Genomic DNA, 26,685 nt, shown 5'->3' on the forward strand with positions numbered 1-26,685 from the left:
CATTGTAGTAGTTGATATCATGTTTAAAACAAGTTTCTGGGCTGTACCAGCCTTCATACGTGAACTTCCTGTAACAAATTCTGGACCTACAGTAACAACTACTGGAAATTGTGCAGTTAAGGCTAAAGGACTTCCTTCATTACAAGTGATGCAACCTGTAGCAATATTATTTATATTACACTTCTCTAAGGCACCAATTACATAAGGTGTTGTACCAGAAGCAGCGATACCAATTACAATATCCTTTTCGGTAATATTTTCTTTTTTAAGATCTTCCCATCCCTGGTTTTCAGAATCTTCAGCAAACTCAACAGCGTTACGTATGGCTGAATCTCCTCCCGCGATTAACCCAATAACCAAATCTGGAGATACTCCAAAGGTAGGAGGACACTCACTTGCATCTACAATTCCTAATCTACCGCTTGTTCCTGCTCCAATATAGAATAATCTACCACCAGTATTTAATTTTTCAACTATCTTTTCGGTTAAAGTTTCTATTTCAGGTAGCGCTTTCTCAACAGAAAAAGCTACTGTTTTGTCTTCATTATTTATATTTTGAAGCAGTTCTTGCACACTCATTTTTTCTAAATGATTGTATTTTGAATCTGATTCAGTGGTTTTTAAAAAATTCATCTATAAAGTTAAGGCTAATATTAATTTTATTGAACTATAAAATTGAGTATCGATACTTCAGATATTCTAAAATATCCTAGCGGATAGTTTTCAGGATTTGTTTCATTAATTATGTTTCCTCTTACAGTCGCTGGTTGCGTGTCAAACGGACCGCTTCCTCCACCGATTTGTTGTAAAAGAACAAACATATAATTATAAAAGTCTTCATCAACACCATAAAGATTAAAAATAACACTATCTCCAGGAGCTAAATCTTCTACTACAAAATATCCAAAATTTAAATTTCCGTTAGAAAACTCATCGTTGTAAACGCTACGTACAGTCCCTTTTTCTGTAATTCCGGTAAAATAATAAAAATTCTCTTCGTTAATAGGATCATTAAAAAAGACTTTTAGTTCGATATCCTCTCCACTAAAACCTCCATCGTCACGCTGATTAACATATTCTAAGGTAGCTGTTGTTTGAAGTTGTGTTGTAGCTGTATAAACTTCGTCGTCGTAAATTATTTTAAGGGAATAGTCTATGTCTTCTTGTGGTAGAAAAGTTCCTTGATAAAGTCCTTCACCGCGGTATTCAAACGGATATTCAACGCCATTTTCATCAGTAATTAGAACAATTGCATCTTCAACTATAGGGACAACATTATCAAAAAATGGAGCTGTAGTTGTAAGTTTCACCAAACTATTTAATGAAGAGCCATCTTCTAGAATATTAATATTGGCTTCTATAACTAATCGGGGAGGAGCGTCATTAAGTTCAACTTCTATAACATCTTGACAAGAAGTAAGAATTCCGAAGAAAAAAACTAATAAATATATTTTCTTCATAGTATTAAAATTTAAAATTATAAGTAACTGACGGAATTATACCAAATATAGATAGTCTAACCGCTTCATTTTTTCCGATATCTGTATTTTCGCTAAATCTAATAGACGCTGCATTTTTACGATTGTAAGCGTTATAGAGGCTAAACACCCATTCGCCTTTCCAGCGTTTTGTACTTTCAGGTTTTGGAGTCCAAGTGGCTGATAGATCTAAACGATGAAACGGAGATAGACGACTACTATTACGGGCTTCGTAAACTGGAACAACCATTCCGTTATATACATATTGTCCTTCCGGATAAGTGGTTGGTATCCCTGTTTGGAAAATAAAATTGGCACCAAAAGACCATTTTTTTGAAAGTTCATATTGTCCTGTAACCGATATATCATGCGATTTATCCCAAGGACTATTATACCATTTACCATTATTTATACCGCTTTCAAATTCCGTACGCCCAGGTGTTCTTTGTTCACTTTTAGACAATGTATAAGCTAGCCAACCTTGAAACCTACCAGTTGTTTTTTTGAATAAGACCTCTAATCCATAAGCTCTTGCTTCCCCGTTTAATAAAATTTGCTCAATGGCATTATTTGCAATTAAATCGGCATCATCTATATAGTCTAGTCTGTTTTTTACTTCCTTATAAAATGTTTCAATCTCTAAAGAATAATTTTTAAAATTTCTGAAATATCCCAAAGCCACCTGATCTGCCAATTGTGGGTCAATATACTTTCCACTTGGTGCATAAATATCAAAAGGAGTAGGAGAGGTAGTGTTACTTATAAGGTGAATATATTGCGACATCCTGTTGTAACTCGCCTTTATAGAAGAATTTTCATTTAATAAATAGGAAATAGAAAATCGAGGTTCTAAGTTTATGAATGATTTAATAGTTTCACTTCTGCTATATGATACTGTATCGATAGGTTTTGCTTTTCGGTATATTTTAAGATTAGAATCGTAATTTAAAGGATTGTTGTTTTCATAAAGAAACAATTCATCTTGTCCTAAACGATTAAATGTAGATAGTCGAAGTCCAGCCTGAACTGAAATTTTATCGGAAAAATCTATTTTAGCATCCACGTAAGCCGCGTTCTCCCATGCGTATTTATCGGTTAGCTTAAAAGGATTAATTCCTGAATCTTCAGTGGTTGGATTTACATCTCCTGGATTAAACTTGTAGTAAATACTATTTAGTCCGTAACGCAAATCAATATTATTTGATATATAATGCGTGAAATCGTATTTTAAGTTGAAATTACGAATACCACTATCAAAATCGAATTCAACAAATTTCAGCGCTAGGCCGTAATAATAATCTGAGTAGATTAAAGATAAATTTGAAAACAACTTATCGGAGTAAAGGTGATTCCAACGAAGATTTAAAGTTGTGTTTCCAAAGTTATTTGTAAAACTATCTGAAATTTCAAAAACATCTCTTCCAAAATATCCGGATAGGAAAAGACGATTATTGTCGTTTATATTATAGCTTAGTTTTGTATTTAGATCGTAGAAGTAGGCAATGTTATCGTTATCAAATAACGGAAGAAATAAGTGTGCATAACTACTTCTGCCTCCAATCAAAAAAGAAGCTTTATCTTTTTTTATTGGGCCTTCTAATAATAATCTGCTTGCAACTAAACCAATTCCTCCACTTGCGTGATATTCTCGTCTATTACCATCTTTTTGATAAATATCTAAAACTGAAGATGCTCTTCCTCCATATCGAGCAGGAATTCCCCCTTTATACAATGTAAGGTCTTTAATAGCATCTGGATTGAAGACAGAAAAGAAACCAAATAAATGTGAGGAATTATAAATGGTAGCTTCGTCTAATAGTATTAAATTTTGATCAGACGCACCACCTCTAACATTAAAACCGCTAGCTCCTTCACCCGCACTGGTAACTCCAGGAAGTAATGTAATGGCTTTTATAACGTCAACTTCACCTAGAACCACTGGGATTTTTTTAATTGTTCCAGATGAAAGAGTGTTTGCGCTCATTTGAGAACTGCGAACACTTAAGTTTTCTGCATTTGCTTTAATAACCACTTCATCTAAGTTTTCAGTATCTGTAGCAAGTTCTAAGTCTAACTTTATGTTTTCTGAAAGAGCAACATCAATAGTTTGGGATGCGAACCCTATATTGCTATAGGTAACATTATAATTCCCTTTAGGAAGTGTAATTGAATAAAATCCATATTGATTAGTTACCGTTCCTGTTTGTAATTCGGGAATAATAACGTTTACTCCAAAAAGTGTTTCGCCAGAACTTGCTTGTGAAACAGTCCCACTAAGTGTAAATTTTTCTTGAGAAAAGATTACAACACTTGTAAAAAAAAATAAGAATACGAGTATTTTTTTCAATTGAAATATTATTAGTTATAAAAAAACCTCCAGCAATGCTGAAGGTTTTATAACGTTTTATAATCTTAATTTATTTTTGAAAGTATATTATTAAAAGTTTTGCTTGGTCGCATAGCTTCAAATACTAATTTTTCAGTTGGCTCGTAATAACCACCTATATCAACTAAATGCCCTTGAACCATTGTCAATTCTTCATTAATTTTGTTCTCGTTTTCTTTTAATTGTTCAGCAATTGGAGTGAATATATCTTTTAATTCTTGGTCCTTATCTTGCTTAGAAAGTGCTTCTGCCCAATACATAGCTAAATAGAAGTGACTTCCGCGATTGTCAATTTCCTTAACCTTACGTGAAGGAGACTTACTATTGTCTAAATATTTTTCAGTTGCTTCATCTAAAGATTCAGCTAAAACTATTGCTTTATGATTGTCATTCTTACTTCCAAGATGTTCTAAAGATACAGCTAAAGCTAAAAACTCTCCTAGAGAATCCCAACGTAAATGGTTTTCTTCTAAAAATTGGTCAACGTGTTTAGGTGCAGAACCTCCAGCTCCAGTTTCAAATAATCCTCCTCCGTTCATTAAAGGAACGATAGAAAGCATTTTAGCACTAGTTCCTAATTCTAAAATAGGGAAAAGGTCTGTTAAATAATCACGTAATACGTTTCCAGTTACTGAAATAGTATCTTCACCAGCTTTCACGCGCTCTAGAGTATATTCAGTTGCTTTTTCTGGAGAAAGAATTTTTATTTCTAAACCTTCAGTATCGTGATTTGGTAGGTAAGTATTTACTTTTTTAATTAATTCAGCATCGTGTGCACGATTTTCATCTAGCCAGAAAACAGCAGGACTTCCAGTTGCACTAGCACGAGAAACTGCTAATTTAATCCAATCTTGAATTGGTAAATCTTTTACTTGACACATTCTCCAAATATCACCTTCTTCAACAGTGTGTTCGATAATTACCTCACCGGAGTTATTTATAACTTGAACTTTTCCATTTGCAGGAATTTCAAAAGTTTTGTCGTGACTTCCGTACTCTTCAGCTTTTTGAGCCATTAATCCAACATTTGGTACTGTTCCCATTGTAGTAGGATCGAATGCACCATGTTTTTTACAGAAATCTATAGTAGATTGATAAACACCTGCGTAACTACTATCAGGGATTACCGCTTTAGTATCGTGGCTTTTTCCATCGGGACCCCACATTTTACCAGAGTTACGAATCATAGCTGGCATAGATGCGTCTATAATAACATCGCTAGGAACGTGAAGGTTTGTAATTCCCTTGTCACTGTTTACCATTGCCAAATCAGGATTCGTGTCGATTATATTTTTAATATCGTTAAGAATCTCGTTTTTCTTATCTGTAGCTAATTCTGAAAGTTTATTTTCTAGATCTCCAAGACCATTGTTTGCATCGATACCTAACTCTTTAAAAGTTTGAGCGTGCTTTTCGAAAAGGTCTTTAAAGTAAACTTTTACAGCATACCCGAAAATAATAGGGTCGCTTACCTTCATCATGGTAGCTTTTAAATGCACAGAAAACAGAACGTTTTTCGCTTTTGCATCTTCAACTTGAGCTTCTAAGAATGAAATTAAAGCTTTTTTGCTCATCACCGTTGCATCGATGATTTCGTCTTTTAAAACTTTTAAGTTTTCTTTTAAGACAGTTTTATTACCGTCGTTTTCAACCAATACAATTTTTAAAGTATCGTCTGAAGCTAAGGTTAGCGATTTTTCATTGTGAAAGAAGTCACCTTCTTGCATTGTTGCAACGTGGCTTTTGCTGTCACTGCTCCAAGCACCCATGCTGTGCGGGTGTTTTTTAGCATAGTTCTTTACGGCTTTAGGAGCACGTCTGTCGCTATTACCCTCACGAAGAACTGGGTTTACAGCACTTCCCTTTACTTTGTCGTATTTTGCTTTTATTTCTTTTTCTTCTGAATTTTGTGGGTCTTCAGGATAATTTGGAATGTCAAATCCTTTCTTCTGTAATTCTTCAATTGCTTCTGTTAATTGTGGAATAGAAGCACTGATATTTGGAAGTTTAATAATGTTGGCCTCCGGAGATTTGGCAAGTTTTCCCAAATAAGCAAGATCATCACTTACACGTTGCTCTTCAGTAAGAGCTTCTGGAAATACAGCTAGAATTCGAGCAGCTAATGAAATGTCGCGACTTTCCATTTCTATATTTGCTGGAGAAGTGAATGCTTCAACTATTGGTAAAAACGAGTGTGTTGCCAAAGCCGGTGCTTCATCAGTTTTGGTGTATATAATTTTTGAAGAATTTGTCATTGAAATGTTTTTTATAAGAAATAAATATCTAAAATTTTCGGAATGCAAATATAGCTATTTGGTGGGGGTTTTAAAAGAGAGTATAGTAGTTTAAAAGTTAAGGATTTGCAAAGATTTAAAATCCACCTTTAATATTGAGTAAAAAAGAAGGTTTCCAAAAACAAGAAAAGCCATATCAAAGTATAAATACTAATGATATGGCTCCTTGTATGTAAACTTTTACCAACCAATATACTCTATGGTATATTATAAGCAAGGTTATTATATTCTTGCAGTTGTAGTTTACTTACACGGGTTTCGTTTTGCTATTTTAATTTCCCCGAAGGTCAATTTAAATTTTAAAACTTACCCAACACTTTTTTTAATCTAAGTACTAATAATCTAAAGATCGTGAATACTTCAAACAATTAAAAAAAGCTAATAAAGTGTTTTCAGTTACTCTTTTAAAATTTAAAAACTAAACATCCATTAAGGTTGATAGCTTTATACTAAATTAGAAAAGAATAGTGTAAAAGAACGTTACTTTATATCAATAAAAAGTTTTTAAACTTTATTTGATATTGCTAATATAGGACTCTTTATCGGTATTGTAATAATTTATAACTCATTAAAAATCCACTGTTTACGAACAACAGTTGTTAACAATTGTTCATAAAAAAAGCCCTGTTAAAACAGGGCTTTTGAGAGTTTTCAACAAAGAATACCTTATGAACGCTTTTCTTTGATACGGGCTTTTCTTCCAGTAAGACCTCTAAAGTAGTAAATACGAGCTCTACGCACGCTACCTCTTTTATTAACCTCGATTTTTTGAAGTGCTGGCATATTGATTGGGAAAATACGCTCTACACCAATAGTTCCACTCATTTTACGGATTGTAAAAGTTTTTGTAGTTCCAGTTCCTTTTACTTGGATTACAACACCTCTAAAAAACTGAGTTCTTGTTTTTTCACCTTCACGGATTTCGTAGTACACAGTAATAGTGTCTCCAGCTCCGAATTCAGGAAATTCGTTTTTTGTAACAAATTCGTCTTCAACAAATTTAATTAACTCTTCCATTTTGTTAAATTGATAGGGTTTAATTTAAAACAACATTCGCGGTTTTCGCCAGAGGTTGAATTAAGTGGGTGCAAAAATAAGCAATTTATAATATGTGACAAGTTTTTTTGAGTTTAAAACAAATATCTTTAATTAGTATTTATAGTGAGTTAAGTCATCAAAAAAAAACTCTAGTAATTTTTCTTTGCTATAATTTGGCAGGCAGATGCTCAACAATCCTCATATAATGTTGGTACATGGAAAGACAAAGCTCCTAAGTAACCTTTGGAGACGTTCAACTTTTAACAATTCTAAAGCGCTTTTATTAGATTTAAATCTGTCTCCGTTTACAGCTCTTGTAATCAAATTACTTCTGTACCCCCAGTTATTGAGGAGGGTATTCCAATTATAGGAGAAGTATAAATGGCCAACAACTTAATGGTTCGGAACAATGGACTATTAAGCTGCAAATTTACTATTCCAGCAAATCAGGATTTAGGAATTTTTTATATTGTAGAATCACCTATTCCTTTTCTTTTTCTCGTTCCTTTTTACGTTGGTAATAATTGCTTCTGAAGGATTTATTTCTGCGATTACGCAGTTTAGAAGCGTTGCTCTTATTCCAGAAATATAGCAATGCAAGTAAAATAACACCGCCAACAATTAATACGATAGGATTTGAAAGATCAATCATATTTGTAATATTTAATAAATTATATCTGCTCTGTTATAACTTCTTTCCTAGTGTCGCTTTCCACTTTTCCGTCACGAAGCCTAATAATTCTATGCGCATTATCGGCAATATCTTCTTCGTGAGTAACTAGTATAACAGTGTTTCCTGCTTTGTGAATTTCATTAAAAAGATTCATTATTTCCACAGATGTTTTAGAATCCAAATTTCCTGTTGGTTCATCAGCAAGAATAATAGAAGGTCTATTTACTAATGCTCTTCCAACAGCAACTCTTTGTCGTTGTCCACCAGAAAGCTGATTAGGTTTGTGGTCCATTCTGTCTGCTAAGCCTACATTGGTAAGCACTTCTTTAGCCCTTTCGGTACGTGCTGCTTTTGATGCTCCTGCATATATCATTGGCAAGGCTACATTTTCAAGGGCAGTTGTTCTAGGTAGTAAGTTAAAAGTTTGAAATACAAAGCCAATTTCTTTATTTCGGATTTCGGCAAGTTCATCATCACTCATACTGCTAACGTCTTTTCCGTTAAGCTCGTAGCTTCCAGAAGTAGGAGTGTCTAAACATCCAAGTAAATTCATTAATGTAGATTTTCCAGAACCAGATGGTCCCATTAACGCTACGTATTCACCACGTTCTATGTCTAAATCTATTCCTTTTAAAACTTTTACGGTTTCTGATCCTAAAGGAAAATCTCTAGTTATATTTCGAATTTTAATTACTAAACTCATATTTTATTAGTTCTAGATTTAGGAGCTATGTTTATCCCGACTATAGGACGCAAAGTTAAGATATCTGTTACAACTTCTGTTTTTAAATGTTTTGAGCGAGCTTTAGTGAGTCTATTTTATACTCTAATTACAAAATGTTGCTTAAGCTGTTCTTTTCTAAAAAACACTAATCCCCATTGAAAGGTGTCGATACTTACGGTAACCTTTTCATTCTTTATAATTTTTTCCCAAGCTTCGGTCATCCCTTTACTCCAATAAATATCATCAAAAACAATTACAGTGTCATTATGTGTAAAAGCTAATAACTTTTCAAAATACTTTAAAGTGCGTTCCCCATTATGATCACCATCAATAAAAATTAAGTCGTATTTATCTTGAGAAGGAGTTGATAAAAAATCAATAAAAGTGTTTTGCTCAAGTTGAATATTATTCAAATTAAATTCTTCAAATAAACCTTCGGCTTTTTTAGCAGTGTTTGGGCAACCTTCAACAGTTAAAACTTTTCCTTTTTTGGTGCCTAAAGCTAAGGCTGCTGTGCTAATTCCTAATGAGGTTCCTAGTTCTAAATTATTTATAGTTTCTAAATAGGAAGCTAGGCGAAATAAAAGCTTTTGGCGTTTCAATTTCATTCCAGCTTGCTTTGCTACTCTTGAAGTTTTCCTGCTTGTTCCTTTAAAAACTCTTGAGCCTTGACCGAAATCTGTCATGTTGATTTCGGACTTATCTTGTTTTAAAGTTTTTTTATACTGCTTTAAAATCTTGTATTCAGGATGTTTAGTTTTATCATTAAAACATTTCGTAATAAGGTTGAACACAAAGGGGGAGTGAACCCCGTGCTTGTTCTTAGAACGTCTTAAAAACTCAAGATAGCTTTTTGATTGGTGAATCATTGTGGAAAAATAATCCGAATTAAGTTTCTGTTTAAGTGAATTGGTAGATTTTTTCAAATTTAATCTAGGCTACAAAGTAATTCTAACCGTGGCATTGCGCCAAATTTTCTTGAAGAAGATTTATTTCAAGATTAAAAATGGCTGTTGTTTTTGCTTCATACTCTCGCTTATTGCCATAGATTAATGATATTTTTTTGCTAATTTCCCCGATTCAAATTATACATGCCTTATTATGCAGTTTAACTACAAAAAGTTACTTCCACATTTAGTTGTTTTCGTGTTATTCATAGTTGCTTCCTTGGCCTATTTTAACCCGGTTTTACAAGGTAAAAAAATATTCCAAAGTGATATTGTTCAATATACTGGGATGGCAAAACAGCAAAATGATTTTCGAAAAAATACAGGGGAAGAAACTTTTTGGACAGACGCTGCTTTTGGTGGGATGCCTACCTATCAGCTTGGTGCAAAATACCCGAATAACTACATAAAAGAATTAGATCTTGCTATTCGTTTTTTACCGAGACCAGCAGATTATCTATTCCTATACTTTATAGGAATGTATATTCTTTTCCTTGTGTTGAAAGTAGATTACAAACTTGCTTTCCTAGGAGCTTTAGCCTTTGGGTTTTCAACGTATTTAATAATAATATTGGGGGTTGGGCATAATGCTAAAGCACATGCGATTGCTTATATGCCATTGGTGTTAAGCGGAATATTTCTCACTTTTCAACGAAAATATCTTTGGGGATTTTTGCTTTTAACAGTTGCGATGGGATTGGAGTTGACTGCAAATCACTTCCAAATGACATATTATTTAATGCTCTTAGTAGTAATTATAGGCATCGTATATTTAATTGATGCATATAAAAAGAAAGAATTATCTCATTTCTTCAAAGCTGTTGGGTTAATGTGTATTTCGGTTATAATAGCCATTGGTTTAAATGCAACTAATATTCTAGCAACAAAAGAATATGCCGACACTTCAACTCGTGGAAAATCGGAATTAACTATTAATGCAAATGGTACTCCAAAAGACAATAAGACTGGTTTAGATTACGACTATATAACGGAATACAGCTACGGAAAGCTTGAAAGCTTCAACTTATTTATCCCTCGCTTTATGGGAGGAAGTTCTACTGAAGATTTCCCTGAAGATTCAAAAACTGTTGAAGTCTTACTGCGCATGGGCGCTTCACCTCAAGAAGCAAATCAAGTTTTAAGTCAGATACCTATGTATTGGGGAGATCAATCGTTTGTTGGTGCACCTGCATATATTGGTGCAATTATGATATTTCTTGCCGTATTGGCTCTGTTTTTAGTTAGAGGTAGATTAAAATGGTGGTCTGTTTCTGCTTTTATTTTAATCTTACTACTTTCATGGGGTAAGAATTTTAGTGGGCTCACCGAGTTCTTTATAGATTACGTGCCGCTTTACAATAAGTTTAGAGCCGTTTCTTCTATTCAAGTAATACTAGAACTTATAATTCCTATTCTTGCGGTAATTGGGCTTCACCAATTCTTCAATAATTTTGAAAGGGAGAAGGAAAAGAAAAAAGCATTGTTGTATTCTACAGGAATTGTAGGAGGCCTTACTTTGATATTTATTCTTTTTAAATCGACACTTTTTGATTTTGCAAGTCCATATGATAGTTACTTTAGGGAGGAAATGGGACTACCATTTTTAGAAGCAATTCGTGAAGATAGAATGTCGCTTTTTACTTCTGATGCTATCCGATCATTAATATTTGTGATTTTATCGGCTGCAGTTCTTTGGTTTTTTATGAAAGGAACTTTGAAAAAAGGAATTGCAATTGCAGGACTTTGCGTTTTAGTGTTAGTTGATTTAGTTGGCGTTGATAGACGATATGTAAACGAGGATGATTTTGTTCAAGCTAGATTGGTTGAAGAACCATTTCAGAAAAATGGAGCTGATATTCAAATCTTAGAAGACGATGGTCATTTCAGGGTTTATGATGCTACTACAAATGCATTCAACAGTGCACGTGCAAGCTTTTATCACAAGGCATTAGGAGGATATCACGCTGCAAAGCCTGGAAGAATTCAAGATTTGTTTGAGTTTTATATCAGCCAAGGAAATATTGGGATTCTGAATATGATGAATGTTCGTTACATCATTGCACAGAATAAAAATGGAGGACCGGTAGCGCAACGAAATCCTTATGCAAATGGAAATGCTTGGTTTGTAGATAACGTACAACCGGCAGAAAATGCAGATCAGGAAATTCGACTTTTAGATAGTTTAGATACTAAAAAGACTGCTGTAGTCAACCAGGAATTCCTTTCCAAAATACCTGCTAAAAATGTAGCTAGAGATAGTACAGCTTCTATTGAACTTGTAAGCTATAAACCAAATCACTTAGTGTATGAAGCTTCAACCAAAACAGAACAACTAGGGATATTTTCGGAAGTTTATTATCCTAAAGGATGGAATGTTTATATCAACGGGAAACCTGCAGAATATTTTAGAGCAAATTATGTTTTAAGAGCTATGATTGTACCTGAAGGTAATAATAAGATTGAATTCAAATTTGAGCCTAAGGTAATTCAGACTGGTAGTACTATATCCACAATAAGTAGTATCATTCTTCTATTAATTTTATTAAGCGGGTTGTATTTTACATTTCGGAAAAAGGAAATTAAGGAGTAAATGAAACGTGCTCTTATAGTTACATATTATTGGCCTCCAGCAGGCGGCCCAGGTGTTCAGCGTTGGTTAAAATTCGTGAAGTATTTTAAAGAATTTGGCGTAGAGCCAATTGTTTATATCCCGGAAAATCCGAATTATCCATTAGTCGATGAAAATTTCTCTTCTGAGATACCTTCAAATGTTGAGATTATAAAACATCCTATTAAGGAACCATATCGATTTGCTAAATTCTTTTCAAAAAAGAAAACTAAGCAGATGAGCAGTGGAATTATCCCTAAAAAAGATTCTTCTGCAATTGAAAAGTTAATGCTGTATGTGCGCGGTAATTTTTTTATTCCCGATGCTAGAGTAGGATGGGTGAAACCTTCGGTAAAATATTTATCAGATTACCTCGAGAACAATGCTGTAGATGTTGTTATCACCACAGGGCCACCACATAGTCTTCACTTAATTGGGAAGCAGCTTAAGAAAGAATTAAATGTAAAATGGATTGCAGATTTTCGCGATCCTTGGACAACGATACATTACCACAAATCACTTCGGTTAAATAAAACTTCAGAAAAAAAGCACAAAGCATTGGAAGCTGCTGTGCTAAATACTGCCGATGTTGTAACCGTTACGAGCCCCACCACTAAAAAAGAATTTCAGGAAATTACAAACAAACCAATTGAAGTAATTACAAATGGTTTCGACATAACGGAAGAGGTGAACTACAACCGAGATTTAAAGTTTACTATTTCTCATATTGGTTCTTTATTAAGTGAGCGAAATCCAAAAAATCTATGGTATATACTTGCTGAAATATGTAAGAAAAACACTTCTTTTAAGAAGGATTTAGAACTGAAATTTGCTGGTGCAGTTAGTGATGAAGTAAAAGAAAGTCTATCTGAGTTTAATCTAGATGAAAACAGCAAATTTTTAGGGTATGTATCACATTCTGAAGCTTTAAAACTGCAAAATGAAAGTCAAGTACTACTCTTAGTTGAAATAAATAGCGCTGAAACTCGAGCCATAATTCCTGGAAAACTCTTTGAATACTTAGCTGCAAAGCGTCCAATTATTGCTTTAGGGCCAAATAAAAGTGATATAGAAGCGATTGTGGATGAAACAAAATCTGGAAGATTTTTTGATTACTCTGAAGACAAGGAATTAAAAAATGAAATTCTCCGACTTTATAAACAGTATAAGACAGGTGATTTACAAGTTGCTTCCGAAGGAGTTGATAGGTTTAGTCGCAAGCAACTTACAAAACAGATGTCGGCTTTGATAAAAGATGTTAGCTTATAATTTACATCTTTTTAGTTCAACTTTCTATTTCTTTCCTACGTAGTACACTAAAAATATATAGCGAATTGCCAAAGCAATTAGCAATGGCAATAGGCCAATTGCAAAAACTTGTACGCCTGTAATCCAATGAAGGGTTAGTAGGCTTAAAAGCACTAATAAAAGCATAAAATAACGCTTCATATTTGGAGAAATATCCTTTTTTGCAACCGCTACAATTACGAAAATTGAAATAGGAAAAGCCCACAACAAATTGTAGTTATTGGCAGTCGCACTATGGTCTGTAGCAAACCAAAGAAGGAAAAGGAGAATTCCTATAATACCTGTAGATAGAAAAATAATTAAGTCTAAGTAGCGGCTTCGTTTATTTGTTTTAAAGTCTCTGTAGGTTATAAAAACGATTAAAGCTCCAATAAGTCCTAAAATAAATAGTGGACTTAAAAAGAAATTACTTTGGGGTGGGGTAGGAGTGTTTTTGTATAAAGTGTTGGTTGTTTTAACCAATGAAACTTTTTCTCCATTTCTATTAATATATGCGTTAGCGGCTCCTTGGAATACATATTCCGGTAGGAACTGATATTCAATCGGCTTTGCTTTTGTGTCTATTATAGCACCAAGAGCTGTGTCTATTCCTAAACTTCCCCAAGAATTTGCTTCAAGGTTTAGCTGAATTAATTGCCTAAAAGTTAGTTCTTCGGTGATATGATCGTCATTAAACTCCAATTGCTTTCCGAGTACTGTCCAAACAACATCGCGCATTTTAGTGGCGCAGTTGTCATAAAAGAAGTCGTATTTGTATTTTTTATTTTCAGGACGCGCATTATTCCATAGAAAGTCGGAGAGTTCTTGTTTTTCAGAATGCGTAAGGTTTAGAACTTGCTCTTTCATCCATCGATTTTGCGCTACATAACGAGGATAGAAGTTTTTGTAATAATCTACGCCTAGTTGATAAAGTAATTTACCTTGAGCGAATTTAAGGTAGAAATTCGGCGTGTTAAAATCGTATTCACCGTAGTTAAACACCACATCCATTCCGTTGATACTATCTTGAATCCTAAAAGCGCTATGTCCAAACTTGTCGTAAAGTTCAGCTCCGGGACCAATTGTGATAATACTTATTTCGGAAGCTTCAGATAATTGCGCAAACTGTGCATTTGCTGAAACCGAAAAAAATAAAAGAAGTAATACTATGTAATTTTTCACCACTTATAAACGATTATATGCTTTATAAATATCTTATTAAAAGTTCAATTTTATTATCTAAAAATTTCCCAATCTAATTTCAGCGAGAAAACATTTGAATACAGTGCCGCACTTTGGTCACCAATATCAGTTAATGCGTAATCTACTTGTATACCTTTATATCTAAATCCAACGCCAATATTAGGCTGAAATCCTACAGCGTCAGAATTATCAAGTTGTTTAATATTTTGAAAATTACCAACTCCACCTCGAACATAAACCATGTCAATATAGGCGAATTCAAGTCCTAAAGAGGGGGTAATACTTGCAAATGAAGTAGAGATAATATCGTTTGTTTCAGCAAATCTGAAATTTAAATCTACTTCAGCTAAAAGAGAAAAGTCGTGACGATAAATAAATTTTCTAGCTAGCCCTAATTGAAGTTTTGGGATAGTAATTTCGGTGGTTTCAGGTAACTCTTGATTTTGACCTTCTACGGCTCCTTGTATTTCAGCAAACTTTTCTTCGTCTATGCTCCAAGCGTTAAAAGTTGTAGTAATATCTCGAGCCATAATTCCAAACATCCAGTTTTCAGTTCTAAACTGTACAGCTGCATCCAATCCAAATCCCCAAGATGATGCAAAGTCACCTATAACTCTTCTAATCACTTTAGTATTAATACCATAGTTAAGACCATCTAAAGGGAGTCTTCTAGCGTACGAAAATGTAAACCCATAATCTGCTGTAGAGAATTTACTAATTCGATCGTATCTTATATTACCTTCATCGTCAATAAGCTGAGTGGTGTTTAAGATGTCGTCAACTCCAAAACGAATAGCAGAAAGTGCTACAGCACTTCTATCGTCTAGCGGCATTGCAAAGGCTGCGTAATCGTAATTTGCGATGTTTGCAAAGTACGATGCGTGCATTAAGGATAGCTGTTTGTCTTCGAGGTTTACTAATCCAGCGGGGTTCCAATATCCAGAATTTACGTCGCTAGATGAAGCTACCACAGCGTTGGCCATACCAAATGCAGCAGCATCTACACCAATGTTCATGAATTCGTTGGAATATTTACGTGCGGTTTGAGCTTGGGCAAAAACCGAAATAAGTACGATAAGTAGGAATAATCTATCTTTCAAGCCTGGAAATTTGGGCAAATATGACACTATTTTATAAAATATTAAACTTAAAATTTATAGACATATTGCCTTAAATTAGCATAGGACGAAAATACTTTGTTATTTTTACACTTCCTACCAATAAATTATGATAAAACAAATACCAAATATCATCACATCGTTAAACATTATGTGTGGATGTGTAGCAGTGCTTTTCGCTGTTTCAGGCGATTTAATAATAGCTTCAGTTTTTGCATTTCTAGGAATATTCTTTGATTTTTTTGACGGACTTGCAGCGCGTTTGTTAAAAGCACAAAGTGAAATTGGACTTCAGTTAGATTCTCTTGCAGATGTTATTACAAGTGGAGTAGTACCAGGAGTAGTAATGTTTCAGTTATTGAATCTTTCTATCTTCGGACATATGCAAACGCTAACGGAGATTTTTTCTTTAGACGGGTGGAACGTAAGTTTTAATAACTACTTACCTCTTTTAGGGTTAATGATTGTAATTGCTTCTGCTTACCGCTTGGCAAAGTTTAATGTTGATACCCGCCAAACCTCTGGATTTATTGGATTGCCAACGCCTGCTAATACTTTATTGATTTTAAGTCTTCCTCTAATTTTACAGTTTCAATTTTCAGATTTAGCTGAAACGATAATTCTTAATAAATGGTTCTTAATTGGGATGACATTATTAAGTTGTGTACTGCTAAATGCTGAAATACCACTTTTCGCTTTAAAGTTTAAAACTTGGGATTTTAAAAGTAATGCAGTTCGTTATGTGTTTTTACTATTGTGTGTTGTGCTTTTAGTTTTTCTGAAGTTTTTAGCAATACCTTTTATAATCTTGATTTACATATTGCTTTCAATGTTCTGGAAAAGCTAAATTACTAGGGAAAAAGATTTGATGTTTGCTCGTAAGGATTATTGAGTTTTCAATTGAAAAATAGGATGATTATACTTTAAACCTATAATTGAAGTTTAAAATTCCATCAGTAAAGATTAATATAAGGTAGATTGAAAAATTAGAATTCCAACTTCTTCTTTCTAAGCTCAAAGTTTTGACCTAGATATACTTTACGTACCATTTCATCAGCAGCTAATTCTTCTGGAACTCCATGTTTTAGAATACTTCCTTCAAACATAAGGTAGGTTCTGTCTGTAATAGCGAGCGTCTCTTGAACGTTGTGGTCGGTAATAAGGATTCCGATGTTTTTGTTTTTAAGCTTCGCTACAATACGTTGTATGTCTTCTACAGCTACAGGGTCAACTCCTGCAAAAGGTTCATCTAGAAGAATGAAGTGAGGGTCGGTTGCTAATGCTCTTGCAATCTCAGTTCTACGTCTTTCTCCACCACTTAAAAGATCTCCGCGGTTTTTGCGTATATGTCCCAAACCGAATTCTTCGATTAACGATTCCATTTTGGCACGTTGTTCTTTTTTAGAGAGTTTAGTGAGTTGTAAAACGCTTAAAATATTATCTTCTACGCTTAGTTTTCTAAAAACTGAAGCTTCCTGCGCTAAATAACCAATACCATTTTGAGCGCGTTTGTACATTGGGTATTTGGTAATTTCTGTTCCTTCTAAATAAATATTTCCGCCATTGGGTTTAATTAACCCTACTATCATATAAAACGAGGTGGTTTTACCAGCTCCATTCGGCCCCAACAAACCAACAATTTCTCCTTGGTTTACTTCAACTGTGATGCCTTTTACAACCTTTCGGCCTTTATAAGATTTTACTAAGTTTTCGGCTTTTAGTTTCATTTATTCTTTTTCTGAAGGTTCGACCACTCCCGAAGTTTCGGGATACGAAGATATTAATTATTTAAATTACGCTAGCGATTGCATCTCAACCAAATTGTAATAAACTCCTTTTTTCTCTAATAGTTCTTGGTGTTTACCTTGTTCCACAATCTCACCTTTTGAAAGTACCACTATATTATCTGCATTTTGAATGGTAGAAAGTCTATGCGCAATAACAATCGAAGTTCTATTTTGCATCATTTTTTCTAATGCATCTTGAACCAAACGCTCACTTTCTGTGTCTAGGGCCGAGGTAGCTTCATCCAATATCATAATTGGTGGATTTTTAAGTACAGCTCTAGCAATACTCAATCGTTGCTTTTGGCCTCCACTTAATTTATTCCCGCTATCACCAATATTTGTATTAAAGCCATCGGGTAAATTTTTAATGAATTCATACGAATTACTAATTTCAGCAGCTTCCATTAATTCTGCATCGGTAGCTAAAGGTTTCCCAAGCTTTAAGTTGTTGGCAACGGAATCATTAAAGAGAATAGAATCTTGTGATACAATTCCCATTAAACCGCGTAAAGATTTTTTCGAAATATTTTTAATGTCAACACCATCAATCTCTATACTCCCTTTGTTTACATCGTAAAAACGTGTTAACAAATTGGCGATTGTACTTTTTCCGCTACCAGATTGTCCAACCAGTGCAACAGTTTTTCCTTTAGGAATTTCTAACGAAAAGTCTTTAAGCACGTATTGATCTTCGTACTTAAACGAAATATTCTTAATCGAAATTGTGCTGTCAAAATCTTCTTTCTGAACAGGGTTTTCAATATCGGTAATTGTATTCTCGGCTTCTAACAATTCTAATATACGCTCCGCAGAACCGTTTGCACGCTTTAAAGAGTAACTAGCTTTAGCGATCGCCTTTGCCGGCGTAAGAATATTATAAGCAAGCATAATATACCCAATAAAGAAACTAGCTTCTAATGTTTCGTCGATAAAAACTAAATACCCTCCGTAAACTAGCAAGATTCCGATTGTTATAATCCCTAGAAGTTCACTTAAAGGTGAAGCCAGGTTTTGCCTGTTCATTACTTGATTAGAGTGTTTGTAGAATCGTTCGTTGCTGTCTTCAAATTTTTTCTGAAAAAGTTCTTCGGCGTGAAAGGCTTTAATAATGCGAAGACCTCCCATAGTTTCTTCCAAAATAGAAAGGAAAACACCTTGTTCTTGTTGAACTTTTAAGGACTTTTTCTTTAATGTTTTTCCAACTTTTGAAATGAAAAATCCTGAAATAGGTAAAAACAAGAAAACGAAAAGGGTAAGTTTGGCACTAATAAAAAGCATAAATATTAGCGATGCAATAATGGTTAGTGGTTCTCTCACAATCATTTCTAATACTGAAAGAACGGAGTTTTTAACTTCATCTACATCACCACTTAATCTAGATATAGTGTCACCTTTTCTTTTTTCAGAATAAAACGCCAAAGGAAAACTTACAACTTTACTGTAAAGAGCATTTCTTAGATCTTTTAATACCCCATTCCGAAGAAAGGTTGCGTAAAACAAAGCTAAGTAGTTGCTTAAGTTCTTCAATAAGAATAGCGAAATGATAATTCCTACCATATACATTAGCACCTTAAACTCTCCTAGATTGTTTATACTTTCTATAATAAAGTAATTAAGGTATTCCTGCGAATAATCTTTTAAATTGGTAATGCCTTCGTAAACTGGCTTTGGGCCAAGTGTACGTTGGTTGCTAAAAATAATTTCTAAAACTGGGATTAATGCTACAAATGAAAGTGTACTAAATAACGCATACAATATGTTGAAAAATATATTGAGGAATGCATATTTCTTGTAAGGGTAGGCGTAACGCAGTATTTTTTTGAAATAATTCATTAACTAATGTTTAGTTGTGCTGCAATAGCCTCTATTTTCTTTTTAAGAATCCCTTCAAAATTTTCTTTCTCTGAAGTATTTACGCTAATGTAGAACTTTATTTTTGGTTCAGTACCACTTGGTCTTGCTGCAATTTTACTTCCGTCTTCAGTATAGAAAATTAATACATTAGATTTTGGAAGATTTAATGTTGAAGTTTCATTTTTGATGCAGTCTGTAGTTTCATTTTTAGAAACATCATCCATTCTCAAAACCTTACTTCCGGCAATTTCCTTAAATGGATTAGCGCGGAGTTCTTTCATCATATTTGAAATCTCCTCAGCACCTTGTTTACCTTTTTTTGTAAGAGAAATTAAATGTTCGCGATAATTTCCAAATTGGTTGTAAACGTCATTGAGGTATTGAAACATACTGTTGCCAGCGTGTTTTTTCTGGGCTGCAATTTCACAAGCTAAAAGAGTAGCGGTAACAGCATCTTTATCGCGAACAAAATCGCCAACTAAATACCCAAAACTTTCTTCCCCGCCGCCAATAAATTCTAACTCAGGATTGTCTTTAATCATTTTTGCTATCCATTTAAAGCCTGTTAGACCTTCAAGATATTTCACGTTGTAGTGATTAGCGATTTTTTCAACCATTGGAGTGGAAACTATCGTAGAAGCTACAAACTGATTTCCGTTCAGTTTTCCTGCTTTTTGCCACTGTTCAATAAGGAAATGCGTCATTAAAACCATTGTTTGGTTTCCGTTTAAAAGAACCATTTCGTTATTGCTATTTCTAACTGCAATCCCTAATCGATCACAATCTGGGTCTGTTCCGATAACAATATCTGCATTTTCTTTTTCAGCGAGTTCCAAAGCCATTTTTAAGGCTGCAGGTTCTTCAGGGTTTGGTGATTTTACTGTAGGGAAATCTCCATTTGGCTCTGCCTGCTCTTCAACAATTAATACATTGTTATAGCCAGCTTGTTTCAAAACCTTTGGAATCATCGTGATTGAAGTTCCGTGAAGTGAAGTGAAAACGATTTTCAGGTTTTTACGTGCTTCTTCTGAAGTATTAAAAGTTCCGTTTTCAACAGATGCCTTGGCGAAAGCTTCATCAACTTCTGAATCTATATTCTGAATCAAACCTTCATTTGCTTCAAACTTTATGTCTTCGTATTTAAGGGAATTAATTTCAGAAATAATTTCTCCGTCTTGAGGTGGTACTAATTGCCCGCCATCTTCCCAATACACTTTATATCCGTTGTATTCTGGTGGGTTGTGTGAAGCGGTAAGTACAATTCCTGCTTGACATCCTAGGTGTTTTACTGCGAATGAAAGCTCTGGAGTAGGGCGTAAGTCTGAAAAAAGGAAAACTTTTATTCCATTTGCCGAAAAAACATTAGCAACAACTTTTGCAAATGTTTTACTATTGTGTCTGCAATCGTATGCAATTGCTACTTTTATATCTTGGTTAGGGAATTTTTCTTTTAGGTAGTTAGAAAGACCTTGAGTGTTTTTCCCTAGGGTATACTTATTAATTCTATTGTCGCCAAGCCCCATAATGCCTCGCATTCCACCAGTTCCGAACTCAAGGTTCTTGTAGAAACTGTCTTCCAACCCCTCAGGATCGTTTGCGATCATTTCTTTAATATCGTGTTGAGTTTTCTCGTCGAAAAAAGGGGTGAGCCACTGGTTAACGCGGTCTAAAATTTTCGGATCTACGTAAATCATTTTCTTAAATTAAAAGTGCAAAAATAGGCATAAATATAGTGCCTAAAGTCTGCTAAAGTTAAAAAGTACTTAAAGTTGGATCTCTCCATACTCTAAGTACTTTGTCCTTTAACAAATATTAAGTGTTTATTACTTCTTTAATTATATAGTTTTTTGATTCTTTTTTGCTTCTAAGAATCAACTCTCCTAAGAATCCTGCTAGGAAAAGTTGTGAGCCTAGCACCATCGCGGTTAAAGCTATAAAAAACTCTGGACGTTCTGCTATTAATCTACCAGTCGGGTTTAAGAACAGCTTGTCTATACCTAAATACAGCGCAAAACAAAACCCGATAAATAACATTAAAGCCCCCCAAGCTCCAAATAGGTGCATTGGGCGTTTGCCGAAGCGAGATAAAAACCAGATGGTTATTAAGTCTAAAAATCCACGAATAAAACGTTCAGCGCCAAACTTTGTAGTACCGTATTTACGAGCTTGGTGAATAACTGGTTTTTCTGAAATTTTAGTAAAACCTGCGTTTTTAGCCAAAACTGGAATATAACGATGCATTTCTCCAGTTACCTCAATGCTTTTTACAACGTCTTTTTTATACGCTTTTAGTCCGCAATTAAAGTCGTGTAACTTTACGCCTGAAGTTTTTCGAGCAGCATAATTAAATAGCTTTGAAGGTAAATTCTTACTAATTACAGAATCGTAGCGTTTCTTTTTCCATCCTGAAACTAAATCGAAACCTTCTTCGGTAACCATTTTGTATAATTCAGGAATTTCTTCAGGACTATCTTGTAAATCGGCATCCATGGTGATTATTACATCGCCTTTTGCCATAGCAAAACCAGCGTGTAGCGCTTGTGATTTTCCGTAATTTTTTTGAAATCGAATACCTTTTACGTCCGAATTTTCAGATGAAATTTTCTCGATTATATCCCAAGAACCATCAGTACTTCCGTCGTCGATAAAAATTAGCTCGTATGCGAAACCATTTGCTTGCATTACAGTTGTAATCCAGCGGTAAAGTTCATTAAGAGACTCTTCTTCGTTAAGAAGTGGGATGACTATGGAAATATTCATTCAGTAAATTAAAGTTGTGGTGGGTTTTTCTTTAAAATCATACCTGCAACAAGCGATATTATGAAACCGAAAAACAAAGTTGCTAAAATCCCCATCGCCGACATAATAGTAGGGGTCATAAATTTAGCTGAAATTTCAAGACTATTTTCCATTTGCTCCTGAGTCATATTTGGGAAATCAGTAATCATTTGCTCTCTAGAGAAATCTAATGTTTTCTGGATAAAATCAGGATCTATATAATTGATGAAAATATAATTGAAGATAACTGATATAATACCTGCAACAAGGCTAATTGCTAGTCCTGTTTTTAAAGCTTGAGCGATAGTAAGAAACCCAGCATTATCATTTTTAAACGCTTTAATTCCGTAAACAAGTACACCTATAGATATTACTAATTGTAGAATGGTAAGCCACCAAGGTCTATCTATATGTGCGTCAAGAACAAACGATATAACTTGTAATACGATTGAAAGTAAAGCTAAAAGCACCCCGAAGTTAAGAGCGATTTTTTTTAATGATGCGGTTTGATTTTCCATAATTATAAATTGGTTTAAAAATCTACCAAAATTGGTGGTAGAAAAGGTTCGGTTTGTTAGTAAACAAAGATAGTAAAACGTTACATTTGCAACTGAATTTAGTGTGAATTAAAAAAGTGCAATATTTTGTTGCTATTTTCTAATTATTGATTAAATTTGCAAACTCAATTCCGAAAGGTCGGAAGAGTCCATTTATAAAAAATAATTTTACAGAGATGAAAAAAGGTATCCACCCAGATAATTATAGAGTAGTTGCTTTTAAGGATATGAGTAACGAAGAAATTTTCCTTACTAAGTCAACAGCTGATACTAAAGAAACTATTGAAGTTGATGGTGTTGAATATCCTTTAGTAAAAATGGAGATTTCACGTACATCACACCCTTTCTACACAGGAAAAGCAAAACTTATTGATACTGCTGGACGTATTGATAAATTCAAAAACAAATACGACAAGTTTAAAAAACCTGCAAAAGCAGCAGAAAAAACTGAAGAGTAGGTTTCGATTCAATTTTAATATTGATGCTGATACAGGTCAGAATCATTTATTGAAATTAGTCAATCCACTCTAAATAGATAATTTACAAAAGCCTTCGAGAAATCGAAGGCTTTTTTGATTTGTTATATTTAATTGACTCTTGCAGATTTTTAAGTAAAATTGGTTTTGTATTTTTACTGCTACGATTTTTAAAGAATCGCAAACCTAATATCGAAAATCTAAAATCAAAATGAACTATATTCTTTTCGACGGAAACGTCCGCAATCAGCTTTTACCATTTACTTTTACCCGACCAGTAGCCGATATTCGAGTTGGAATTTTAACCATTCGTGAAAAATGGGAGCATTATTTAGGTTTTACTACAACAACAGTAACTGAAGATTATCTTTCAGATAAATATCCGTTTCTAGAATTAGACAAGAACATTTTTATAAACGCTTCTTTTCTGCCTTCACAAAATTTAGTGAATATTATTAAAAATTTAGAGGAGAATCAAGCCGTATTTTTTGATGATGAACCGCTTGCTTTTTTCACTTCGGATGGTCAAGAAGTAGATTTTGATACTTATGACGTTATCCAATACGAGCACAAGGATGTGTTACGAATTGAAAACACTTGGGATATCTTTTCTAAAAATGGCGAAGCGATAAAACGCGATTTTGAAATGCTAACGGAAGGAAGACAATCACAACCAATCCCGGATGGCGTTTGGGCAAAAAATCCAGAGGATATTTTTATTGAAGAAGGAGCAAAAGTTGAGTTTTGTACACTAAATGCATCTAATGGTCCTATATATATAGGTAAAGAAGCCGAAATCATGGAAGGTTCGTTAGTTCGTGGTCCCTTTGCACTTTGCGAACACGCGACTTTAAAAATGGGCGCTAAAATATATTCAGATACAACTATAGGTCCACATAGTAAAGTGGGAGGTGAGGTGAGTAACTCAGTAATTTTCGGTTTTTCAAATAAAGGTCACGACGGGTTTTTAGGTAATGCTGTTTTAGGAGAGTGGTGTAATTTAGGTGCCGATACTAATAATTCAAATTTAAAGAATAATTACGCTGAAGTTCGTCTATGGAATTACGAATCAGAAGGATTTGCAAAAACAGGGTTGCAATTTTGTGGTTTAATGATGGGGGATCACAGTAAATGTGGTATCAATACAATGTTTAACACAGGAACTGTTGTAGGTGTAAGTGCAAATATTTTTGGCAGTGGATTTCCACGAAATTTTGTGCCAAGTTTTAGTTGGGGTGGAAGCAGTGGTTTTACAACTTATAAAACAAGTAAAGCTTTTGAAGTAGCTAAAGTAGTAATGAGTCGTAGAAATATTGAGTTTACTGAAACAGATGAAAAAATATTAGAACACGTATTTGAAGAAACAGCAAAGTGGAGAAAGGATTAATAATAAAATAAGAAGTAAATAATTGCACTTAATATTATAGTCATTACGCCGCCAAAGATCACAATTAACCGTTTTTGGCGGCGTAATTCGTTTTCTTTTAATTGCTGTTTAAAAGCCACAAACTGAGCAGGAGACATTTTTTTATGATCTACAATTTTCTTTGAGTTAGAACTTTTAGAATCAACATCTTTTTCAAAGTAACTTTTTCGTTTGACGAGCTGCTTCGCATTATTGCGAATAGATTGAATCATCCCTGAACTTCCAAATCCCATTTACTTTTCTTTTTTGACCTTTTTTAAAATTAAAAAGTTCTGAGGATTAATGCCTAAACCAGAAACTTTATTATTTACAAAACGTACAGCCATATCGTAGAACAACGGCACTACAGGTGCTTCCTCAACTATAATGGAGTCCATTTTTGTGTAAAGTAGTTTGCGTTCGTCAATATTTGAAACAGAAAGTGAGTTTACATAAAGACTATCGTACACTTCATTTTTAAAGTGCATATAATTTGGCCCATTAGGTGTGAAGTTTTGGCTGTAAAAAAGCGATAAATAGTTTTCAGCATCAGGATAATCTGCAATCCAACTACCTCGGAAAATATCAAGTTCTCCACTGCTTCTCATTTGTCTAAGGGTGGAAGGAGGCATCACATCTATGGTTACGCTTATCCCAATTCTCTCTAATTCCCGTTGAACGTATTCACATATATCCAGATATTGACTGTTTGTACCAATGGTTATTTCAGGTTTAGAATCGCCGGTTTCTGTTTTGTACTGTTCTATTAATTGCTTTGCTTTTTCAGGTTGGTAAGTATATCCTTTTATTTCTTCATAACCTGGTAGCCCTTTTGGGATAAAACCGTGAATGGCAGGAATACCCATTCCGTTTCGTAAATAGGTAACCATTTTTTCACGGTCGAAACCGTAATTTATGGCTTGGCGTAAGGCCTTGTTTTGTATTTCGGTTGTTTTGCTCCCTAGAAAAATACCTAAGTATTCTGTATTTAAATATGGCCCCGTAATCATATAAGCCATATCGTTATATTTTGACTGCAGTTTTCCTTCGGTAGTTAATAACTCATCTTTATAGCTTCCATCTAAACCGGAGATAAAATCTAATTTACCTTGAGCAAATTGCAAGAATTCACTTTGTTTATCGGGAAGAAATGTAATTGCAACAGCTTCAAGATAAGGGAGTCTTTCTCCATTTTTATCACGCTCGAAATAAAGCGGGTTTTTAGTAAAAACTAATTTTACATTTTCTTCCCACATCTTAAATTGAAAAGGACCGGTGCCTACAGGATTTCTTCTAAATTCGTTTCCGTAATATTCTACAGCTTCTCTAGGGACTACAGAACAATAGCGCATTGAAAGCAATCCCAGAAATGCAGGGAATGGTTTTTTTAAACTTATTATTAAGGTTGAGTCGTTTTCAGCTTTATAACTTTCTACGTTATTCATAACCCAGCTTCCAGAAGAGGCAACGCTTTCATCCAACAGTCTATCGAAGCTATAAACAAAATCCTCAGCTACTACTTTTCTTGTATAGCTCTTTGAATTTTGGGTTCCTTCTTGTGCAAAAGCTCTATTCTGATGAAAATAAACATCTGTACGAAGGTGGAAAATATAGGTGTTGGTTGAATCGTCAATAGTCCAACGCTTTGCAATGTCGGGTTTAATATTTAATGAATCATCTAGTTGTACTAAGCCATTGTAAAGTTGATTATCTGGCCAAATTGCTTGCGGATTACGAGCAAAAGCAGGATCTAAAGTGGGAATGTTTCCGTGTTCATTATAGCGAAATACAAGATGATCACGTTCTGTTTCTGCTTTATTTTGGCAAGAAAGAATTGAAAATATAATTGTAAAAAATAAGAGAGCTCTAATCATAACTAAATGTCACCACGAATGCACGAATATAGATGTTTATTGCCTTTTTTTGGGATTAAAATGGGAGAAATCAAAGTGGTGTTTAAGATTTGATTGAAGAATAGAATTTTCTGATGTATTAAATGCGACTGAGTCTGCAGCTTTTTTTAATTCAATTTTAAGATTTAAATCCACTTTTTTGCAAATGCTTCTGCTATT

Annotated in this window: 22 protein-coding genes (1 of these 22 only partly in view); 5 read left to right on the forward strand and 17 right to left on the reverse strand. The window is 34.1% G+C overall.

All coding sequences use genetic code 11. From position 1 onward, the window contains the following. From murQ to H4O20_RS01320, 8 genes are all read right to left on the reverse strand, one after another. Positions 1 to 633, reverse strand: the 5' portion of a protein-coding gene (gene murQ / locus H4O20_RS01285) for an N-acetylmuramic acid 6-phosphate etherase (RefSeq protein ID WP_185098035.1). It extends 183 nt beyond the left edge of the window; 633 of the gene's 816 nt are visible here — the first part of the coding sequence; the start codon lies at positions 631 to 633; its stop codon lies off the left edge, out of view. A 26-nt stretch (positions 634 to 659) separates the two neighbouring features. Then, positions 660 to 1,460: a DUF4249 domain-containing protein gene (locus H4O20_RS01290; protein ID WP_185098036.1), complete on the reverse strand. Its 801-nt coding sequence runs from the start codon at positions 1,458 to 1,460 to the stop codon at positions 660 to 662. A 4-nt stretch (positions 1,461 to 1,464) separates the two neighbouring features. Continuing rightward, complete coding sequence (locus H4O20_RS01295; protein WP_185098037.1) at positions 1,465 to 3,825, reverse strand: TonB-dependent receptor; 2,361 nt, start codon at positions 3,823 to 3,825, stop codon at positions 1,465 to 1,467. A 65-nt stretch (positions 3,826 to 3,890) separates the two neighbouring features. Then, the gene (locus H4O20_RS01300; protein WP_185098038.1) at positions 3,891 to 6,119 is read right to left on the reverse strand and encodes an NADP-dependent isocitrate dehydrogenase; all 2,229 of its coding nucleotides are present in this window, start codon (positions 6,117 to 6,119) and stop codon (positions 3,891 to 3,893) included. A 705-nt stretch (positions 6,120 to 6,824) separates the two neighbouring features. Then, complete coding sequence (rplS, locus tag H4O20_RS01305) at positions 6,825 to 7,175, reverse strand: 50S ribosomal protein L19 (RefSeq protein ID WP_139856429.1); 351 nt, start codon at positions 7,173 to 7,175, stop codon at positions 6,825 to 6,827. 502 nt (positions 7,176 to 7,677) lie between these two features. Next, entirely contained in the window at positions 7,678 to 7,848 is a 171-nt protein-coding gene (locus H4O20_RS01310; RefSeq protein ID WP_185098039.1) for a hypothetical protein, read from the reverse strand. A gap of 19 nt (positions 7,849 to 7,867) precedes the next feature. Then, complete coding sequence (locus H4O20_RS01315) at positions 7,868 to 8,572, reverse strand: ABC transporter ATP-binding protein (protein ID WP_139856431.1); 705 nt, start codon at positions 8,570 to 8,572, stop codon at positions 7,868 to 7,870. Between the two features lie 116 nt (positions 8,573 to 8,688). Then, positions 8,689 to 9,462 carry an O-methyltransferase gene (locus tag H4O20_RS01320; RefSeq protein WP_139856432.1) on the reverse strand — a complete coding sequence of 258 codons (774 nt, stop codon included), beginning with the start codon at positions 9,460 to 9,462 and terminating at the stop codon, positions 8,689 to 8,691. Positions 9,463 to 9,694: 232 nt separating this feature from the next. Between H4O20_RS01320 and H4O20_RS01325 the strand changes: the two genes are divergently transcribed. Continuing rightward, on the forward strand, positions 9,695 to 12,130 hold the full coding sequence (locus tag H4O20_RS01325; protein WP_139856433.1) for a YfhO family protein: 2,436 nt from the start codon (positions 9,695 to 9,697) through the stop codon (positions 12,128 to 12,130). Further along, positions 12,131 to 13,417: a glycosyltransferase family 4 protein gene (locus H4O20_RS01330; RefSeq protein ID WP_185098040.1), complete on the forward strand. Its 1,287-nt coding sequence runs from the start codon at positions 12,131 to 12,133 to the stop codon at positions 13,415 to 13,417. It begins immediately after the preceding gene. Between the two features lie 24 nt (positions 13,418 to 13,441). Here the strand turns inward: H4O20_RS01330 and H4O20_RS01335 are convergent, their stop codons facing one another. Both H4O20_RS01335 and H4O20_RS01340 read right to left on the reverse strand, forming a co-directional pair. Beyond that, positions 13,442 to 14,620 carry a DUF4105 domain-containing protein gene (locus H4O20_RS01335; protein ID WP_185098041.1) on the reverse strand — a complete coding sequence of 393 codons (1,179 nt, stop codon included), beginning with the start codon at positions 14,618 to 14,620 and terminating at the stop codon, positions 13,442 to 13,444. Positions 14,621 to 14,670: 50 nt separating this feature from the next. Continuing rightward, positions 14,671 to 15,738 (reverse strand): PorV/PorQ family protein, encoded by a 1,068-nt coding sequence (locus tag H4O20_RS01340; protein WP_185098042.1) that lies wholly within the window; start codon positions 15,736 to 15,738, stop codon positions 14,671 to 14,673. A 127-nt stretch (positions 15,739 to 15,865) separates the two neighbouring features. Here H4O20_RS01340 and H4O20_RS01345 point away from each other — a divergent pair, with 127 nt between their 5' ends. Then, positions 15,866 to 16,603 carry a phosphatidylcholine/phosphatidylserine synthase gene (locus H4O20_RS01345; RefSeq protein ID WP_139856437.1) on the forward strand — a complete coding sequence of 246 codons (738 nt, stop codon included), beginning with the start codon at positions 15,866 to 15,868 and terminating at the stop codon, positions 16,601 to 16,603. Positions 16,604 to 16,742: 139 nt separating this feature from the next. On the opposite strand, the gene lptB is transcribed toward H4O20_RS01345, so the two are convergent. From lptB to H4O20_RS01370, 5 genes are all read right to left on the reverse strand, one after another. Beyond that, positions 16,743 to 17,483, reverse strand: coding sequence for an LPS export ABC transporter ATP-binding protein (gene lptB, locus H4O20_RS01350; protein ID WP_139856438.1), 741 nt, complete (start codon positions 17,481 to 17,483; stop codon positions 16,743 to 16,745). A 66-nt stretch (positions 17,484 to 17,549) separates the two neighbouring features. Further along, complete coding sequence (locus H4O20_RS01355) at positions 17,550 to 19,376, reverse strand: ABC transporter ATP-binding protein (protein ID WP_165149884.1); 1,827 nt, start codon at positions 19,374 to 19,376, stop codon at positions 17,550 to 17,552. Then, on the reverse strand, positions 19,376 to 21,091 hold the full coding sequence (locus H4O20_RS01360) for a phospho-sugar mutase (protein ID WP_185098043.1): 1,716 nt from the start codon (positions 21,089 to 21,091) through the stop codon (positions 19,376 to 19,378). Before H4O20_RS01360 ends, H4O20_RS01355 begins: the two co-directional genes overlap by 1 nt. A gap of 118 nt (positions 21,092 to 21,209) precedes the next feature. Further along, on the reverse strand, positions 21,210 to 22,157 hold the full coding sequence (locus H4O20_RS01365) for a glycosyltransferase family 2 protein (protein WP_139856441.1): 948 nt from the start codon (positions 22,155 to 22,157) through the stop codon (positions 21,210 to 21,212). 8 nt (positions 22,158 to 22,165) lie between these two features. Continuing rightward, positions 22,166 to 22,693 (reverse strand): DUF4199 domain-containing protein, encoded by a 528-nt coding sequence (locus H4O20_RS01370; RefSeq protein ID WP_139856442.1) that lies wholly within the window; start codon positions 22,691 to 22,693, stop codon positions 22,166 to 22,168. A gap of 215 nt (positions 22,694 to 22,908) precedes the next feature. Between H4O20_RS01370 and H4O20_RS01375 the strand changes: the two genes are divergently transcribed. Both H4O20_RS01375 and H4O20_RS01380 read left to right on the forward strand, forming a co-directional pair. Further along, complete coding sequence (locus H4O20_RS01375; protein WP_139856443.1) at positions 22,909 to 23,190, forward strand: type B 50S ribosomal protein L31; 282 nt, start codon at positions 22,909 to 22,911, stop codon at positions 23,188 to 23,190. Between the two features lie 229 nt (positions 23,191 to 23,419). Next, on the forward strand, positions 23,420 to 24,595 hold the full coding sequence (locus H4O20_RS01380; RefSeq protein WP_185098044.1) for a GlmU family protein: 1,176 nt from the start codon (positions 23,420 to 23,422) through the stop codon (positions 24,593 to 24,595). Here the strand turns inward: H4O20_RS01380 and H4O20_RS01385 are convergent. Together H4O20_RS01385 and H4O20_RS01390 are read right to left on the reverse strand one after the other, a co-directional pair. Next, complete coding sequence (locus H4O20_RS01385) at positions 24,592 to 24,867, reverse strand: hypothetical protein (RefSeq protein ID WP_139856445.1); 276 nt, start codon at positions 24,865 to 24,867, stop codon at positions 24,592 to 24,594. The genes H4O20_RS01380 and H4O20_RS01385 overlap by 4 nt on opposite strands. Further along, positions 24,868 to 26,487, reverse strand: coding sequence for an ABC transporter substrate-binding protein (locus tag H4O20_RS01390; RefSeq protein WP_185098045.1), 1,620 nt, complete (start codon positions 26,485 to 26,487; stop codon positions 24,868 to 24,870). Positions 26,488 to 26,685 lie beyond the last annotated feature (198 nt).

The sequence above is a fragment of the Aequorivita sp. 609 genome, assembly GCF_014212065.1.
Classification (GTDB): Bacteria; Bacteroidota; Bacteroidia; order Flavobacteriales; family Flavobacteriaceae; genus Aequorivita; species Aequorivita sinensis.